Below are 16,879 nucleotides of genomic sequence, written 5' to 3'. Positions count from 1 at the left end.
CCGCCAATTTCGCGTGCACAGACCATGGAGGGTTTGGATATCGCGCTTCATTTCCTCTTTGCTTAAGGATAAGCGTGTGTTCGGATCGGCCAATACGGCGCATTTTGCGCTGCACATCCCCGCTGTTCGTAACGATTTCAAAGTGCTCGCCTTTGACGGTGTGGAGGCCATCAGTGCTTTGTACGCGATCCAGGTTGAACTGGTCAGCGAGCACCCTGATTTTGATCTGGAGAGTCTGCTCAGCCAACCTGCATTTCTCCAGTTCGGTCTTAACGGCGAAGGCCTTCACGGTCGCATCGAAGAGGTGTTTGTCGGTGAAGCCGGCAAACGCCTGACCCGTTATCACCTGACCCTGGTACCGACGCTGCACTACTTGCAGTTCAGCCACAATCAGCGGATTTTCCAGAACCTGACGGTGCCGCAAATCATCGCTCAGGTGTTCAAGGGTCACGGCATTCAGGCCGATGCGTTTGTCTTTCATGTCAGCAACAGCCCCGAGCGCGAGTACTGCACGCAATATGGGGAAAATAACTTCGAGTTCGTCCAACGTTTATGCGCCGAGGACGGCATCGCCTGGCATCACCAGCATTCGCCAGACGGTCATTTGCTGGTGTTCACCGATGACCAGACCTACTTCCCCAAACTGGGCGAAACGCCTTATCAGCAAGACTCCGGCATGGTGGCGGAGCACCCGGTGGTCAGCCAGTTTTCCATGCGTTTCAGCGCCCGCACCAGCACGGTCACGCGCCGGGACTATGACCTGAAACGACCGAGTCTGCTGCTGGAAAGTCACTTTACTGCCGCGTTCAGCCCAGAGCTGGAAGACTATCGTTACCCGGTGTTCATCGAGAACGAAAAACGCGGCAAACAGCTCGCTCGTCAGGCCTTGGAGCGGCACCGCACCGATTACCAGTTAGCTGAGGGCAAAAGTGATCAGCTCACGCTGCGCTGCGGTCACTTGTTCGACCTGACCGAACACCCGCGCAAAACCTGCAACGATTTGTGGCTGTTGCTCAGCGTGACGCACGCTGGCAAGCAGCCTCAGTCACTGGAAGAGGCCATTAGCAGCGACGTCAAACCCGAAGACGGCTTTACCCAAGGCTATCGCAACCGCTTCAGCGCCATTCCCTGGGACGTGTTTTACCGTCCACCTTTGCGTCCACGCCAAACCGTGCTGGTCAGCCAGACCGCTCGAGTCACCGGGCCGGTCGGCGAAGAGATTTATTGCGATGAATATGGCCGTGTCCGTGTCGAGCTGCCCTGGGATCGGGCCGAACTCAACAGTGAAAAAAGCAGTTGCTGGCTAAGGGTGTCATCCAGTTGGGCTGGGGAAGGTTTCGGTGCAGTGACCATCCCGCGCATTGGCATGGAAGTCGTCGTCACTTACCTGGAAGGGAACCCCGACCAACCATTGATCACCGGGTGTGTGGCCAACACCGTCACCTCAGTACCGTATTCGTTGCCCGAGCACAAAACCAAAACCGTATGGCGCAGCCACAGCTCCCCGCACACCGGTGGTTACAACGAACTGTCGCTTGAAGACCGCGCCAGGCAGGAAAAAATTTACCTGCGGGCGCAGCGCGATATCGAACAGCTGATCCTCAACGACAGCGATACCAAGATCGGTAACGATCGCCGAGAACAGGTCACTCGGGACAGCCACAGCCTGATCAGCAACGACCGTTTCGAACAGGTGGACAACCACAGCGCCAGTCTGATCAAGGGCGACGAACTACACACCACCCAAGGCGCGCGCAACACCGTGATCGGCGGCAACGAGCTGATTTCTATCACCGGCAACAGCAGCACCACGGCAGGCGGCACGTTGGTGATTCAGGCCGGTTCACAGGCCCACGTCACCGCTGCCAACGTGGTGATTGATGCGGGGATGAGCCTGACGCTCAAGGCTGGCGGTCACCACATCGTCATCAACGCCGGCGGGATTTTCAGCAGCGTGGCCGTTGTCGAGGGTGGGGCGCCGGTGGCCGGTGTGCCTGTTCAGCCCGCGCTTTCATTGGTTCCGGTGGCTGCGCAGGCGCTGATTGCGCCATCACTGGCCGCGCAAAAACTGGCATTGACTCAGGCAGCACAACAGGCCGCACCGATCTGTGCCGTGTGTCAAAAACTGGCGGAGATATCGGCATGAGTCAGGCTTATCTGCTGCTGGATCGCGCCCAGATTGAACATCTGCCCGAGCGTCTATTTGAGCTGGGGAGCACGACATTCCAATCGCTTTACCAAAACACTGCTTATGGCCCATTGGAGGAAGTCGGGCCGGTCTTGGTGCCTGTTGCTAACAATAGCCCGCTGGCCCAGACCTTTTTTCGGGACTGGAGTGCGACGTGCGGTATCTGGCTGGAGTCAGAGGCGCAAGAAGCTGTAGTGCTTGAGCATTTACGTAGCCTGATTCACGTTCGTGTCGAAGGGGATGTCACGGTCTTGTTCCGTTACCACGACCCTCGTATCGCGGCATTGTGGCTAGCGCAGTTGTCCGCCTGCGAGCGTGATCGCTTGATGGGGCCTGTGAGTCGGATCCGGCTTCCGGAGTTGGATCTCCACCAAGAAAACCCGGATCAACCCGTTGCACGGTATGCGCATGAGCCTTGGTTGTTCCTGTCTGCGGAGCAACTGGAGCACTTGGGCACCGCCCAACGGCAGCGCTTCGCCCAACGGTTGATCGAACACTGCCAGCAGTACTTTTCCGAATACCTGCAAGGGCTGGACGACTTTGCATTGCAACAGTGGGCTTCTCATTGCCAGCACCGTGCCGGTCGTCACGGCTACAGCGCCATCGATGAAGTCCTGCTCTGGGCTCGCTTCCACGCTGTGCTGGGCACTGACTTTCCCGATGCACCTGATCACGCCGCTTACCGAAGGATGTTGGCCGAGCCCGATGTATCGCCCGAAGAACGGCTGGATAACCTGAATGCTGAGCTGACGCGTCAGCAGCTCACCGACAAGGAGTCCGGCGTATGAGCGCAGAAAAACTGGCAATGGTCGACCGAGCCGCTCAGGCCGAACGCGCCGCCAAGGCTCAACCTCACGTCGATATCAACAGTACGCTTACGCCGTGCCCGGCCAGCCAGGCCGAGATTTTCGTCGTGCCCGTGCGTTATGCCTTGGCTGAAGAAAAGGCCGCCAATCCTTGCTGCGTCCCAGGCGTGACCACTCAAAGCCGTCCCATGGCGGCGCGTCGCTTGCGGGCCGGATTTGTTTATCTGTGGCAGGACAAAGGCCCCCTTAAACGCTATGCCGTCTCGCCTAATGGTCTGCTCAAAGAGCAAGCGCTGGAAGCCGACGCGACACTGGTACATGACGCCACCCTGACGGGGCTGGCCCTGGAAAAAATCCACGACACGTGGATGCTCTACAGCGAGTTCCCACTGAATCCCGAGCACTGCAAATCGCTGAGCGACAGCAGCGCCAAGCGTCGTGCGCACATGTGTCATGTGGCGTTGCGCACCGTGGCCAATGAACTGCAAGCCGAGCATTGCCCACCGTTGGAAAAAGCCGTTGAGGTCATGGCTGAACTCATCCCCGGCACCTTCGCCCAGTTCATGAAGGCTGACCCACAATGGGGCGCTGAGGATACCGGCGCGCTTGGCGAAACCGTGATGAAAGACCCGACGCCGGCCAACATCAAGGCCTACACCGACGCCATGCACCGCGTGCGTGAGCGCGACAAAGCCATCGCCCAATATCCCGGCGCCCGCAACCAGCTGCCAGGCGAGTGGAGCGCCGAACCATGGGATGGCCAGGGCACTCAGGATTGGCTGGACAGTGCCAAGGCACAAACCAAAGGCCTGTTCGCTATCTTCGCCTGCCTGAATGACGACCTGGGCGTGCTGCGTGACATCAATCACGAGCAGGAATGGGTTGAGGCTGGTCACGAAAAATGGTTGGGCGAGAATAATGTTCGGCTGAGCATCGGCGGGTTTGTGCGCAGCCTGATCAGCGAAGACGGGGCCGAACTGGCCGGGTCCATCAGCTACCGCTACAAGGCTCGCGAAATCACCCTCACGCCCGAACAGGGCCAAGTCATGCTCGACACCCAGCATCGGCTGGATGAAGAACTCAAGGCTGAAACCCGGGTTCGTCAATACGGTGGCCAGCCCACTCAGGCCGAAGCCAGCGGCCGGGATGCGCGTATCGCAGCCATCGTCGCACCAGTGCGAGCCTTTATTCCGGCGGACTTGTACACCGAAGTAGAATTCATCGTCCGCGAATACCGCGCCGAAAAGCACGCCAACCTCAACAATCATCACTTCAGTGCCAAGGTCGGCAAGTACATCGACCTCGATGCGATGAATACCTGGTTCGCGCAGACGGCAGCGGCGCACTACCAACAAATCGAACAGCGTCACACCGCGTTGTTTGCCGACCGGGGCATGTACCTCAACCGCTCGCTCAGCGGCACCTGGTTTGTCGATTACGACGACCTGACGACGCGCCACTGGCTGACCGAACTGGCCACCGGCTGCCTGACCGCCCAATGTCTGCGCGCCCAGGGCGCCGAGCAATATGCGGACTACGTGCGCGCCGCTGATGGGGGCGCGCTAAAACAACTGTTCAACGCCTGGACGCCCTCGATCGATGCCGCCATTAACAACACCTCTCGCCTGGGCGAGTTGATGGCAGCACTGGCCTCCGACAACATCAGCGCCACCCATCAGGCATTGGCTCCTTTGAGCTCAGCGGTTCTGGACGACATCGCGGCGATGGCCCGAGACGCGAGCAGTGCATGGAGTGTGCTGGTCAACCGGCTGGCGGCTTCGCTGTTGTTGCTCAAAGGGGGCAACAACTTTAGCGGCTCATGGATGGGCGTCTTTGTCGCCGCACGCTTGGGCAGCGACACGCGTTTGCAGTTCGTGACCGAGGCGGGCCGGCAGGTGTGGAAGTTGTTGGGGCAACAGGGTGAAGCGCTGGGCGAATGGGCGAAGGCGACTGGGAGGGCTATTGGTGCGGGGCGGGTTGGGCGGATAGTTAACTCGCCTGTTGTGGCCAATAGCGGCGGGGTGGTGCCGTTGGCGGCGTTGTTGTTGAACGTGCTGAATGCGCATAACTATTTGAGTGAGGCCGGGGTGTTGGAGGGGATGGACAGTCGGCGGGTGAATGACACGGTTTCGGCGACGTTGTATGCGGCAGCGGCGTTGGTGGCGGTAGTTGATAACCAGGTGCGGAAGGGGGTCGGGAAGGATCGTTTCCTGATTCGTTCATCTGCGGCTCCGACGCTTACGCTGTTTGGTGGGGTGATTGGTGGATTGTCATTTGCCGCCGCAGTGAACGAATACAGGTCTCTGCAGACTCAGCTAGAGAGAGCACATACTCATGTCGATCCGTGGCTGGAGATGCGTCAGACCGTGGTCGCGGGTCAGGTCGGTGCTTTTGGTGCTCAGGCACTGTTGGGGATGGCCCAAACCGGCAGAGCCCTGGCTGGATTGGTTGAAGTCGAAACGGCGATTTTACGTTACACACTGTACATGGGACCGTTGAACTGGATTATTGCCGCGTTAGGCGTGCTGTACCTGGTTGCCTGGTTCTTTGAGCGGACGCCGCTGCAAAACTTACTGAACTTCTGCTGTTGGTCAAAAGCGCGGGCGATCAATCTGGAGCCTATAGCGCCCAAAGCCCAACAAGACGAACTCGACCGTTTGTACCGCATTCTTTATACGCCTCGGGTCAGCATGCAAAGCAGCTCGGTGCTGGGCAGTAGCAATGGCCCATCCGGGCTGGCTTCCGTCAGTTCCATTAATGCTTTGACCATCGACTTGCCAGGGGCTGAGCCCAGCAGTGTCTACCTGGAACTGAGCATAGTCGGTGATCCCGTGGATACCCTGGGCTACCGCGATCTGATCAAAAACAGCCCGTTCAACCACTACAAAGCACCGCGTCCCTGGCGAGATACGACGCCTCAATGGTTGTCCAGTAGCGTCTGTCAGTGGATACCGTTCAAGGAAGGTCAGGGCTTACGCCTGAGTGGCCCCTTTAATACGCTGCCGAACGTATTGGGCACGCCACCCAGTACTGTTTCGCTACGTTTGCGTTATCGCACCCCATTGACCGCGATGCTCGGCGCCCGCACCTTTATCGGCGGGGAACGAGGGCTTGCCTTTACCTTGAATGACACATCAGGCGTGATAGAGCTGCAGGCCGACCCGACGCCTCAACTGGATCGTGTGCCGAGTTACCCGCTCGGCGAGGACCTCCCCGGCGCTATTTACCTGCAACCCAAGGACAAAGCATGAGCACGCCACCGGCAGGCACCACGAAAAAAAGAATATTTTCGCGCAATGACTACCTGGCGCCGTTACCCATCCCCACGGGTAGAAAACCCTCTGATGTGCTCAATATCATCTGGCGCAAAAACGACGTGTTTCTCGATATTGGTAGCTACAGCATCGGTTCGGCGGTGATGGTTCTGTGGCCGATGGTATTGCTATTTGCGCTTTTGAACTACATCACTCCCGATCCTCTGATATGGGGCGGAGGGCTAATCATCGTGGGCATCCCTATTTTGCTTTTGGTCTATGGCCTATTCCGCGAAGTGCCCTTACCCGTGCGCTTCAATCGGCAACGCCGAGAAGTCTGCGTACCACGCGACGACGGCGAGTACTGGATCGTGCCCTGGGAAACCGTCACAGCCGCCGCCACACAACACTCGTCGGTCAGTCAGGCTGGTAAAGCCACGATGGGCTTATTGATCATCGGTTTCGAAAACCCAGACCCGCAGGCCAAGGAAGACAACAAACACTTTTCGCTGGGTTTCAACTGTGGAGGCGGCACCACGGCGATGGCGTTGTGGGAGTGCATGCGCAGTTACATGGAGATTGGTCCGGAGGCTGTTGAGGATCAAACAGCACGTTTCGACAGGTCTAAAGGGATATGGGCGACCTATCTGGATGATCTTGTAAAAGCCGCAAAATTGAGAGGCTGGCCTTTAACCATCTTGTGGGAAGGTTTCTGCGGGATCTTCATTTTCAACACGCTGCTGATCGACGTCCTTGAACGGTGGAAACTGAATCCGCCGCCAGACCTGCCCTATCCCGACATCATCGAATGGTCAAAACCATTACCCCCCGAGCAGTGGGCCAAACGCTCCCCGGAACTGGAGGAAGCCATAACCAAACGCGAAGCTGAACTAGTCGCTCACGCCGAGCGAGAGTTAGCTTGAAGGCGAGTATTCGAGGCTGCGGGAATCTGATCAAAACAGCCCACTCAGCCGCGACATGCCACTCCGTCCTTGGCGCGATATGACGCCTAAATGGTTGCGCTGTAGCACCTGTCAGCGAATGCCTTCCAAGGAAAATCGACGAATTGTCATAACTGTATCCATCCGGACAGGGTGCCAAACTTTCATTGGCATTGGAGCGGCGATTATAAAATTTTGAGGTTGGACAGACAGTGGGATGAAGTGCAGTAGTTGGAGGGTGGTTTGTGTTGCGGTAATTTTATACTTTAACAATGTTGTTAACTGATTTTGAAAGCGGAGAAATTGAAGTGAGTGTGATAATTCCATTGAGTTACATCGAGAAGACCTATCGTTATCCTAAATTGTCATCTGAAGTGCTATCTGAAATGGTATCTGAAATGGTATCTGAAATAACATGCTCTCTGTGGTGGAGGTTAATGGTTGCAACTACCTATGTAGTGTTTGGTTTTGTGGTGTTCGTAGTCGCCATTGTGCGTTTTTTTTTGGTGCCCCGGTATTCTGAGGTTTTTGCATATTCGATGCTTGGTTTAGGTGCGTTACTTCTCGTTATGACCGTAGTCATTGTGGTTGTGGAGTGGTCTGAGAGTAAGAGTAAGCCTATCGATAGTGATCTCATTGAGAGAGTTTTGAATGTTTGTTTCAGCTCGGCAGGCGTTTCTGTCGAAATATCGGTGGGTTCAGAGCGTTTTATACACGTGCTATCTCTCGCCGGCATTAAATCCGTTTCAGGCTATGTTCAAGATGGGTGGCTCTGGGTTCGGGATCGTGGTGTTGTAATTGAAACAAATGATGGAAAGCAATTTCGTTTTGTTTTGTCTTTGAGTAAGGCTGAGTTAACTCGTTTTTTAAATGATTTTACATTGTCGCTGAGTGAAATAAATTTCCCTGTAAGAAGCCTAAGGAAGTTTCAGGTATGAGTTGGTAGTTTTGATGATGTTGTACTGCAGTCGAAGTTTTTATTCCGATTTTGTTTAAGAGGCCGGCGTCCCGCCCCCGACCTGCCCTATCTCGACATCATCGAATGGTCAAAACCATTACCCCAAAAACAGTAGGCAAAACGCTCCCCGGAGCTGAAAGTCGCCATCACCAAACGCGACGCTGAACTGGCTGAGCAAGTGGAACAAGTGTTGTTTAGGGAAGGGGCGTAGAGACAATCGTGCCCCAACTTCCCTCACCGCTAACCCCCGGACACGGTGATCTACCCGATTACGACGTATGCCTCCCGGCAAACCTGCGCCCCGACGCCGATCGCTTGAGGTTAGTCCAGCGTCTAGCCAACATCCCGAATCAGCCGCCATGCCTCATCCACCGGCAGCGGCTGCTTCATCCGTTCGGCGAGCAGCGCTATCGCACGTTCTTTATCGCAAGCCACCGCGGCGACCACTACTCCGTCCTTGCCGAACAGCCCGATAAAGGGTGGATGGTCGGGGTCGCCTTTGAACTCGACGTCATCCCAAGTCTCGGCGTGTCCAAGGTAGTCGTAGTTTTTACCGAAATGCCAGGTCCAGAAATAGGGCACGCCGAGGTAGTGCTCGTCGCCGCCGAGCATGTTCATTGCAGCGATCCGCGCCTGTTGCTGTGCCAGGCGCCAATGTTCGATCCGTTGGGGCTGGCCGTTGAGCGGGAAGGTCGCGATATCGCCGGCGGCCCACAGCCCTTCGGTCACGCGCATCCCGCCGTCGACCTTCAGCGACTGGTCCTTTTCCATGGGCAGGCCGGTAAATGCGCCGGTTGCCGGGCTGACACCAATGCCGACCAGCACCAAATCCGCCGGTATGCATTGGCCGTTGTCCAGGCGCACCGCTTCGACCCTGACGGTTCCTTCGATGTGCGTTGCTTCGCCATCCGTATGAAACACCACGCCGTTGGCCTCGTGCAGGGCACGAATCGCTTTGCCGACCGCGTCGCCAAACTGTTTGACGAAAGGCACGGCGTGGCGAGCCAGAACGGTGACGTCCAGGCCGTATTGACGCAGGGAGGACGCGGATTCCATGGCGATAAAACTGTCGCCGATGATCACCGCTCGCTGGCCTGGTTTTGCCAAGCCCAGAATTCGCAGCGCCTGATCCTTGGAACGCAGCACAAACACCTGCGGCAGGTCGGCGCCAGGCAGCGTAAGAGGATTGGGTGTGCCTCCGGTGGCGAGCAGCGCGGCGTCGTAGCTCAGCGATAGACCATTAGCCAACTGCAACGTCTTGTTCACGGCGTCCAGGCTCGTCACTTCAGCGTTTATTCGCTCAATGCGCTGTTCGCGGTAAAAGTGTTCATCACGTAGCGGCGGGACTTCTTCCGGTGGCATCTCCCCGGCAATCACGAATTTGCTCAATACCGTGCGGTCGTAACCGGCGTCGGTTTCACGGTCGATCAACAGCACCCGGCCACCGAAGCCTCTCTCGCGCAGCGCCGCCGCACCCGCTGTGCCTGCGGCGCCGGCGCCTATGATCACAAACGTCCGCTCATCGTCCGCCGGTGGGGTGTGAGCGTCGGGCATCGGCTGATCGTCGACCCAGACCTCGTCATCGCGCACTTCCAGCGGATAGCGTTTGAGGCTGTCCAAGGCCGGTGGTTCACAAAGCGCACCGTCCTCGATGCGAAACGTTGCCTTGTGCCACGGGCAGATCAGGCGGCCATGACACAGCGCACCCTCGGCCAGCGGCGCGCCTGCGTGAGGGCATTTGCCCTGATAGGCGCGCAATTGATCGCCGACCCGCAGCAGGAGGATTTTGGTGTCCGCGATCCGCACTTCCAGGCCACGGTCTTCGAGAACGTCGGCGTAACAGGCGACGCGGTGCAGTGCCATGATCATTCTCCAGGCAAGCGTTTCACTTAAGAGTTTGGCGCTTATCTCGAGGTTCAGCCAATTCCCACTGCCACCGAACGAACGGTCCGGCTATAGTTTGCACGCCGACGACGGCCCCACCCGCACAAGGTGCTCCGGTATGACCCGATTGACCTCTCTGAACCCTTGGCTGGCGGCCGTTGCAGTCGCCCTTTGCGTGCAGTTTCCGGCGCAGGCCCAGGAGCGTTTCACCCTGAACATCCCAGGAGTCACCGACGATCGACTGTTCACCTCGGCTGCCGCCAGCGATGCGCCCAATTGCGGTGGGCACAATCAGTCACCGGCCTTGAACTGGAACGCCGGCCCGGCGGGCACCCTCAGTTACGCCATCGTCATGCATGACCCCGATGGCGCTAAAGGCCAAGGCGTCGATCACTGGGTGCATTACGGCATCAAATCGACCACCCACCAGATTCCGGCCGGTGTCGGCGCCAAATCCGCCCTCGAAGGCGTCGGTGGCACGAACGTCAAAGGCACCACGACCTACATCGGCCCTTGCCCTCCAGTCGGCGATAGTGCGCACCACTACATCATCCAGATTTATGCCCTGGACCTGGCACCGGACGCCTTGCCTGCTGGCCTTACCCGCGCACAGCTCCTGGAAAAGATCAAAGACCACGTGCTGAGAAACAGCAGCGTGGTGCGGCGTTATCACCGCTGAAGATTTTTTTCACTGCGGTTTAACCCGAACCTGTCGGGCTGTCCGTCTCAGAGGATGAATGGATCAATTTCCTCCTGAGGTCAGCCCCCATGTCCCTCCCTCTGCATTTCCTCCGCCCGGCCGCCCAGGGTTTCGCCGCCGGGTTGCTGCTCGCCATTGCCGGTTGCGGCGTTTCATCCAAGCCTGATTCCGCTTCTGTGTCGCCACCGGCTCAAGCTGTGCTGCCGGCTGAAATCTTGGTGCGCAGCGAGGCTGTCATGGCGGACGCCTCGATGGCCAAGCGCAGCGTGCGCCCGGCACCGACGGCGAGCTATGCGCCGATGCCGGCGGGCGAGGCATCTGCGCAGGGCTATCGGGATGAGCAGCGGGAGCAGTATCAAGCGCTGGCGGATAACCCGATTCACAGCGTGGCCGAAGCGCCCGTCTCGACCTTCAGTGCCGACGTCGATACCGGCGCTTACGCCAACGTGCGCCGTTTGCTCAATCAGGGGCGCCTGCCACCGGAAGGCGCGGTCCGACTGGAGGAGATGGTCAATTACTTTCCCTACGATTACGCATTGCCCACCGATGGCTCGCCGTTCGGCGTGACCACCGAGCTGGCGCCGTCACCGTGGAACCCGCATACCCGATTGCTGCGCATCGGCATCAAGGCCTCGGACCGCACGGTAGCGGAGTTGGCCCCGGCGAACCTGGTGTTTCTGGTGGACGTCTCCGGCTCGATGGACCGACGCGAGGGTTTGCCGCTGGTCAAAAGCACCCTCAAATTGCTGGTTGATCAATTGCGCGAGCAGGACAGGGTTTCGTTGGTCGCCTATGCCGGCGATTCGCGTGTGGTGCTGGAGCCAACCTCCGGATGCGACAAAGCGAAGATTCGTACAGCCATCGATCAATTGACCGCCGGCGGCTCCACCGCTGGGGCGTCAGGCATCGAACTGGCCTATCAGATGGCGCAGCAAGCATTCATTCCCAAGGGCATCAACCGCATCCTCCTGGCCACCGACGGTGACTTCAACGTCGGCATCAGCGACTTCGACAGCCTCAAACAAATGGCTGTGGATAAACGCAAGACCGGCGTTTCCCTGACCACGTTGGGGTTTGGTGTGGATAACTACAATGAACACCTGATGGAACAGTTGGCCGATGCTGGCGACGGCAACTATGCCTACATCGACAACCTGCGCGAGGCGCGCAAGGTGCTGGTGGATCAGCTCGGCGCGACCCTCGCCGTCGTGGCGAAGAACGTGAAGCTGCAAGTGGAGTTCAACCCGGCACAGGTCAGTGAATATCGGCTGTTGGGGTATGAAAACCGGGCGTTGAAGCGTGAGGATTTCACTAACGACAAGGTTGATGCCGGTGAAGTGGGTGCAGGGCATACGGTGACTGCGTTGTACGAAATTGTGGCCAAAGGTGAAAAGGGTTGGCTGGAGCCGCTGCGGTACGGCAGTCCTGGGGCCGCTGTTTCCGAAAAGACCGGGGAATTGGCGATGTTGCGAGTGCGGTATCAGCTACCTGAGGGTGGGAGTAGTCGCTTGATCGAGCGGCCGATTGCGGGTGGTTTTGAAGGCAAAGCCAGTGACGACCTAAGATTTGCGGCGGCCGTGGCGGCGTTTTCCCAGCAGCTCAAGGACGGGCGTTACACCGGTGATTTCAGCTTGAAAGACACGGAAGCCTTGGCCCGTGGCGCACGGGGTGATGATCGATTCGGTCTACGGGCAGAATTCGTGCAATTGGTGGCGTTGGCGCAGAGCCTGCGAACCACGACCGCATCAAATAGTGAGCCACTTAAGGGAGGCTACAACTGATATGTCTGCGCCTGATCCGAGCGATGAATCGCTGCTGGCCCGTTATCGCGCAGGCGACGGGCCGGCGTTCGAGATTTTGTACGCTCGTCACCGCCAAGGGCTCTACCGATTCCTGCTCGGCTTGAGCGGTAAATCCGAGCTGGCCGAAGAGGTTTACCAGGAAACCTGGTTGAGCCTGATCCGCAGCACCAGTCAGCCACAAGGCCGGGCGAATTTTCGAACCTGGCTTTACCAGATTGCCCGCAATCGACTGATCGATCACTGGCGCAAACACGGAATCCACAACCCCTTGCACGACAGCTACGACGAACAGATCCACGCGTTGAGCGATGACACTGCCGACCCCGAACAACTGCTGAGCCTGAGCCGCGACAGCCAGCGCCTCGAAGCGGCCCTGCAAAACCTGCCCGCTGACCAGCGCGAAGTGTTCCTGCTCCGCGCCCACGGCGATCTCGATTTGCCGCAGATCGCCACCCTTACCGAAACACCGCTGGAAACCGTCAAAAGCCGCTTGCGCTATGCCCAGCAAAAACTGCGTCGGCTGCTGGCCGAGGAGGTACTGACATGACTGACGCCCGACCTACACCAGAAGACCAAGTGCTACAGCATTTTCGCGAGCATGCGGCCGGCGAACCACCGTCCCACCTCGACGCTTTCATCCTCGCCACAGCGCAACGCGAAGTCCCTGCACAGAAACCAGGTCTGTGGAAACGCTGGGTTCAGGCCTGTCATAAACCTCGTTGGCAGGTCGCATTTGCCAGCCTCATCGGTGTGGCCCTGATGCTGGCGCTGGTGCAGCGTGCGCCGGAGAAATTGCCGAGTTACGACTTCGCACCCGCGCCAAAAGCATCGGCCCCGGTGGCCAAGAAAGAAGCACCGTCATCGGTTGCGCGTTCTATGGCTGCCCCGGCCGGCGCTATGTCCGCGCCAGAGCCTGCGGCCCCGATGGCCGATCTTGCTGCCCCAGCGCAGAGCGAATCGATCAGCGCTGAAATGGCTGACGAAGCGAAGGTCAGCAAACGCCCGGCAATAGCTCCGGCAAAGTTTATCGACGATCAATTAAGGGAAGTGATCCGCCTGCAAAAGGCTGGTCAGGCTCAAGCGGCTGCTGACCTGATGGCGACATTGCACAAACGCTTTCCCAAGGAAAATCTCATGGCCCGACTCAAGGCGTTGCAGAAAAACTGAATGACACAGCGGTCGCGAATTTGGCATCGACACCGGAAAGCGCGCACTATCGGCCCATAGCCGATGCGTTGGAGGAAGCCATGGCGAAAAAAATCGACCGCATCGCCCAAATGCTCAACTGCCCGGTGAAGGGCGAGGAATTACGGCGAGCGGTTACTGAGAGTCGTAAGGAGTTTCTGCTGGCGAAGCAGGCAGAAGAAGCGCTTGAGGAAGACGTTCTTGATGATGAGTTGATCGAGGATGAAGAAGACGATGAATATGACGAGTTCGACTGGACGACTGTGTGAAAAAACCGCTTCGGCGGTTTTTTTGTACGCGTGGATGGCCTCGGTCAGATGCTCGTTGACCGTGGTTCTGAAAATCGAGCAGTATAAGGTACTTTTTTTCGTACCTTTGGAGCCGTCATGGAGCAATTACTCGCTAGCCGGTCGGTCAGCATCACCGAACTCAAACGCAGTCCCAGCACTGTGATCGAGCAGGCAGGCTCAGAGCCCATTGCTGTTCTCAACCACAACCGTCCCGCCGCCTATCTCCTGCCGCAAGCTGCTTATCAGGAATTGCTGGATAGATTGCAGGCAGCAGAAGTCCGTGAGGCCATTGCTGCCAGTCGCAATGATCCACGTCCAGCCATTGCCGCCGATACGGTATTTGCTGAGCTCGACGCGCTCATTGATGAGGTCGCAACTGAGCAGGGGCGCTCATGAGGCAACTGCTTTTCTCCGCACATGCACGAGATGATTTGCAGCAAATCGCGAGATACATCGCCCGTGACAATCCTGCCCGCGCCAAGACGTTCGTTGGAGAGTTGCGCGTGCAATGCTCACGGCTGGTTGCGCAGCCGCTTCTTGGTATTTCTCGAGATGACTGCTCCAAGGGCGTGCGAATGATTTCTTATAGTCGATATATGATCTTTTATAGCGTGATCGACAACGATGTTCACATCGAGCGGGTATTGCATAGCGCGAGAGACATTGGCCGGCTGTTTGAATCCAGCAGTGTTGATCATTAGGTAAAACCATCCGGGGTACACCTTTCGACCGACATAAACGAGCCAGCAATTGAACCGTCAAGTCTTCCTTGACAGTTGCCTCTGCCAAACGCTTTCCCTTCCCGTAATGATGCTGCGCTTACTGACTCAAATTGCGAGTTTTGATTAGGTCGCCAGCGCCTACCGGTGGTTTTTTTGCTTTATCAGTCGCGTGTTGTCGATGGTGAGGCCCTTCCTGGAATCAGCGCCCCTAAGATAGCACCCACAAAAAAGCCCCAGACCCTACGGCCTGAGGCTTTCTCGTTTCTACGTATGGTGCACCAGGCGGGATTCGAACCCACGACCACTGCCTTCGGAGGGCAGTACTCTATCCAGCTGAGCTACTGGTGCAATGCGGGCGCCATGATACTCATATGCGCTGCGGGCGTCCATGCTGCTGAATCGCCTGCGGTTTTCCAAAGCGTAACCTGCGTTTGCTACGTTGATCAGAAAAATTATGCAAATGCGGCGTTTTCGTTCTTTTTTTCGAACAGGCTATTGTCCTTTACCCCCTTTGATCCTAGGATTCGTTTGAGATTTCAAACGCTCTTGTCTGGGTGCTGAACCGCACGAGTTTCAATCAGTGCGCTATTTATGTGCTTCAGCCCGGTGAATGATTTCCCTGACGGCAGCCTATAAGGCGCCTTTCAACAATCATAATTCGCTCCGCGCTTGCCGCGGTGCTGTTAAGGAAAGCCGACATGCAGCTTAAAGACACCCAGTTGTTCCGCCAGCAAGCCTTTATCGATGGCGCTTGGGTTGATGCGGACAATGGTCAGACGATCAAGGTCAACAACCCGGCAACGGGCGAAATTCTGGGCACTGTGCCAAAAATGGGCGCTGCCGAAACCCGCCGTGCGATCGAAGCCGCTGACAAAGCGCTGCCGGCCTGGCGTGCACTGACCGCCAAGGACCGCGCGAACAAGCTGCGTCGCTGGTTCGAGCTGATCATCGAGAACCAGGATGACCTGGCTCGTCTGATGACCCTGGAACAGGGCAAGCCATTGGCCGAAGCCAAGGGCGAAATTGTTTACGCCGCTTCCTTTATCGAGTGGTTCGCCGAAGAAGCCAAGCGCGTTTACGGTGATGTGATTCCGGGCCACCAGCCAGACAAGCGCCTGATCGTGATCAAGCAGCCAATCGGCGTGACCGCTGCAATCACCCCGTGGAACTTCCCGGCCGCGATGATCACCCGTAAAGCCGGCCCGGCACTGGCCGCCGGTTGCACCATGGTGCTCAAGCCTGCTTCGCAAACTCCATTCTCGGCGTTCGCTCTGGCTGAACTGGCCCAGCGTGCCGGCATTCCGAACGGCGTGTTCAGTGTTGTGTCCGGCAGTGCCGGCGACATTGGCAGCGAGCTGACCAGCAACCCGATCGTGCGCAAGCTGTCCTTCACTGGCTCGACCGAGATCGGTCGTCAGCTGATGGCCGAATGTGCGAAGGACATCAAGAAAGTCTCTCTGGAATTGGGCGGCAACGCGCCGTTCATCGTGTTCGACGACGCGGACCTGGATAAGGCCGTCGAAGGCGCGATCATTTCCAAATACCGTAACAACGGCCAGACCTGCGTCTGCGCCAACCGTCTGTACATTCAGGATTCGGTCTACGACGCGTTTGCCGAGAAGCTGAAAGTGGCCGTGGCCAAACTCAAGATCGGCAACGGTCTGGAAGAAGGTACTACCACTGGCCCGCTGATCGACGAGAAAGCAGTGGCCAAGGTTCAAGAGCACATTGCTGACGCTGTCAGCAAAGGCGCAACCGTTCTGGCAGGTGGCAAGGTCATGGAAGGCAACTTCTTCGAGCCGACCATTCTGACCAACGTGCCGAAGAACGCTGCCGTGGCCAAGGAAGAAACCTTCGGCCCACTGGCTCCACTGTTCCGCTTCAAAGACGAAGCCGAAGTGATCGCGATGTCCAACGACACCGAGTTCGGTCTGGCTTCGTACTTCTATGCTCGCGACCTGGGTCGTGTGTTCCGTGTGGCTGAAGCCCTGGAATACGGCATGGTCGGCGTCAACACCGGGCTGATCTCCAACGAAGTCGCGCCGTTCGGCGGCATCAAGGCGTCGGGCCTGGGCCGTGAAGGCTCCAAGTACGGCATCGAAGATTACCTGGAAATCAAATACCTCTGCCTGGGCATCTAAGCATTGCT

The 16,879-nt window shown here is 57.7% G+C and carries 14 protein-coding genes and 1 tRNA gene; 13 read left to right on the top strand and 2 right to left on the bottom strand.

What is annotated here, in order from left to right; translation table 11 throughout:
• Positions 1-76: 76 nt before the first annotated feature.
• The 5 genes from ACYZT0_RS24680 to ACYZT0_RS24660 all read left to right on the top strand — a co-directional run bounded on the left by ACYZT0_RS24680 (position 77) and on the right by ACYZT0_RS24660 (position 8,127).
• Positions 77-2,146 carry a type VI secretion system Vgr family protein gene (locus tag ACYZT0_RS24680; protein WP_462043398.1) on the top strand — a complete coding sequence of 690 codons (2,070 nt, stop codon included), beginning with the start codon at positions 77-79 and terminating at the stop codon, positions 2,144-2,146.
• The gene (locus tag ACYZT0_RS24675; protein ID WP_462043397.1) at positions 2,143-2,976 is read left to right on the top strand and encodes a DUF4123 domain-containing protein; all 834 of its coding nucleotides are present in this window, start codon (positions 2,143-2,145) and stop codon (positions 2,974-2,976) included. Before ACYZT0_RS24680 ends, ACYZT0_RS24675 begins: the two co-directional genes overlap by 4 nt.
• Complete coding sequence (locus tag ACYZT0_RS24670; protein WP_462043396.1) at positions 2,973-6,245, top strand: toxin VasX; 3,273 nt, start codon at positions 2,973-2,975, stop codon at positions 6,243-6,245. Before ACYZT0_RS24675 ends, ACYZT0_RS24670 begins: the two co-directional genes overlap by 4 nt.
• The gene (locus tag ACYZT0_RS24665; RefSeq protein WP_462043395.1) at positions 6,242-7,171 is read left to right on the top strand and encodes a hypothetical protein; all 930 of its coding nucleotides are present in this window, start codon (positions 6,242-6,244) and stop codon (positions 7,169-7,171) included. Before ACYZT0_RS24670 ends, ACYZT0_RS24665 begins: the two co-directional genes overlap by 4 nt.
• 326 nt (positions 7,172-7,497) lie before the next feature.
• On the top strand, positions 7,498-8,127 hold the full coding sequence (locus tag ACYZT0_RS24660; RefSeq protein ID WP_462043394.1) for a hypothetical protein: 630 nt from the start codon (positions 7,498-7,500) through the stop codon (positions 8,125-8,127).
• Positions 8,128-8,480: 353 nt separating this feature from the next.
• Here ACYZT0_RS24660 and ACYZT0_RS24655 read toward each other — a convergent pair whose 3' ends face one another.
• Complete coding sequence (locus ACYZT0_RS24655) at positions 8,481-10,010, bottom strand: FAD-dependent oxidoreductase (protein WP_462043393.1); 1,530 nt, start codon at positions 10,008-10,010, stop codon at positions 8,481-8,483.
• A gap of 139 nt (positions 10,011-10,149) precedes the next feature.
• On the opposite strand from ACYZT0_RS24655, the gene ACYZT0_RS24650 reads away from it, so the two are divergent.
• The 7 genes from ACYZT0_RS24650 to ACYZT0_RS24620 all read left to right on the top strand — a co-directional run bounded on the left by ACYZT0_RS24650 (position 10,150) and on the right by ACYZT0_RS24620 (position 14,709).
• Positions 10,150-10,710: a YbhB/YbcL family Raf kinase inhibitor-like protein gene (locus tag ACYZT0_RS24650; protein WP_462043392.1), complete on the top strand. Its 561-nt coding sequence runs from the start codon at positions 10,150-10,152 to the stop codon at positions 10,708-10,710.
• Positions 10,711-10,799: 89 nt separating this feature from the next.
• Positions 10,800-12,512 (top strand): vWA domain-containing protein, encoded by a 1,713-nt coding sequence (locus tag ACYZT0_RS24645; protein WP_462043391.1) that lies wholly within the window; start codon positions 10,800-10,802, stop codon positions 12,510-12,512.
• 1 nt (position 12,513) lies between these two features.
• The gene (locus tag ACYZT0_RS24640; protein WP_462043390.1) at positions 12,514-13,080 is read left to right on the top strand and encodes an RNA polymerase sigma factor; all 567 of its coding nucleotides are present in this window, start codon (positions 12,514-12,516) and stop codon (positions 13,078-13,080) included.
• A complete protein-coding gene (locus tag ACYZT0_RS24635) occupies positions 13,077-13,700 on the top strand; it encodes a hypothetical protein (protein WP_462043389.1) in 624 nt (207 codons plus the stop codon). The genes ACYZT0_RS24640 and ACYZT0_RS24635 overlap by 4 nt, the downstream gene beginning before the upstream one ends.
• A 20-nt stretch (positions 13,701-13,720) precedes the next feature.
• The gene (locus ACYZT0_RS24630; RefSeq protein WP_462043388.1) at positions 13,721-13,987 is read left to right on the top strand and encodes a hypothetical protein; all 267 of its coding nucleotides are present in this window, start codon (positions 13,721-13,723) and stop codon (positions 13,985-13,987) included.
• Positions 13,988-14,104: 117 nt separating this feature from the next.
• Positions 14,105-14,404, top strand: coding sequence for a type II toxin-antitoxin system prevent-host-death family antitoxin (locus ACYZT0_RS24625; protein ID WP_462043387.1), 300 nt, complete (start codon positions 14,105-14,107; stop codon positions 14,402-14,404).
• The gene (locus ACYZT0_RS24620) at positions 14,401-14,709 is read left to right on the top strand and encodes a type II toxin-antitoxin system RelE/ParE family toxin (RefSeq protein ID WP_462043386.1); all 309 of its coding nucleotides are present in this window, start codon (positions 14,401-14,403) and stop codon (positions 14,707-14,709) included. Before ACYZT0_RS24625 ends, ACYZT0_RS24620 begins: the two co-directional genes overlap by 4 nt.
• Before the next feature lie 292 nt (positions 14,710-15,001).
• Here the strand turns inward: ACYZT0_RS24620 and ACYZT0_RS24615 are convergent.
• Positions 15,002-15,078 (bottom strand) — tRNA-Arg (locus ACYZT0_RS24615).
• Between the two features lie 350 nt (positions 15,079-15,428).
• Here ACYZT0_RS24615 and gabD point away from each other — a divergent pair.
• Positions 15,429-16,871 (top strand): NADP-dependent succinate-semialdehyde dehydrogenase, encoded by a 1,443-nt coding sequence (gabD, locus tag ACYZT0_RS24610; RefSeq protein WP_462043385.1) that lies wholly within the window; start codon positions 15,429-15,431, stop codon positions 16,869-16,871.
• Positions 16,872-16,879 lie beyond the last annotated feature (8 nt).

It is taken from the genome of Pseudomonas sp. ZS1P83 (genome assembly GCF_054897825.1).
Note: the sequence above shows the minus strand (reverse complement) of the source record. Positions and strands in the feature narration are given on the sequence as shown.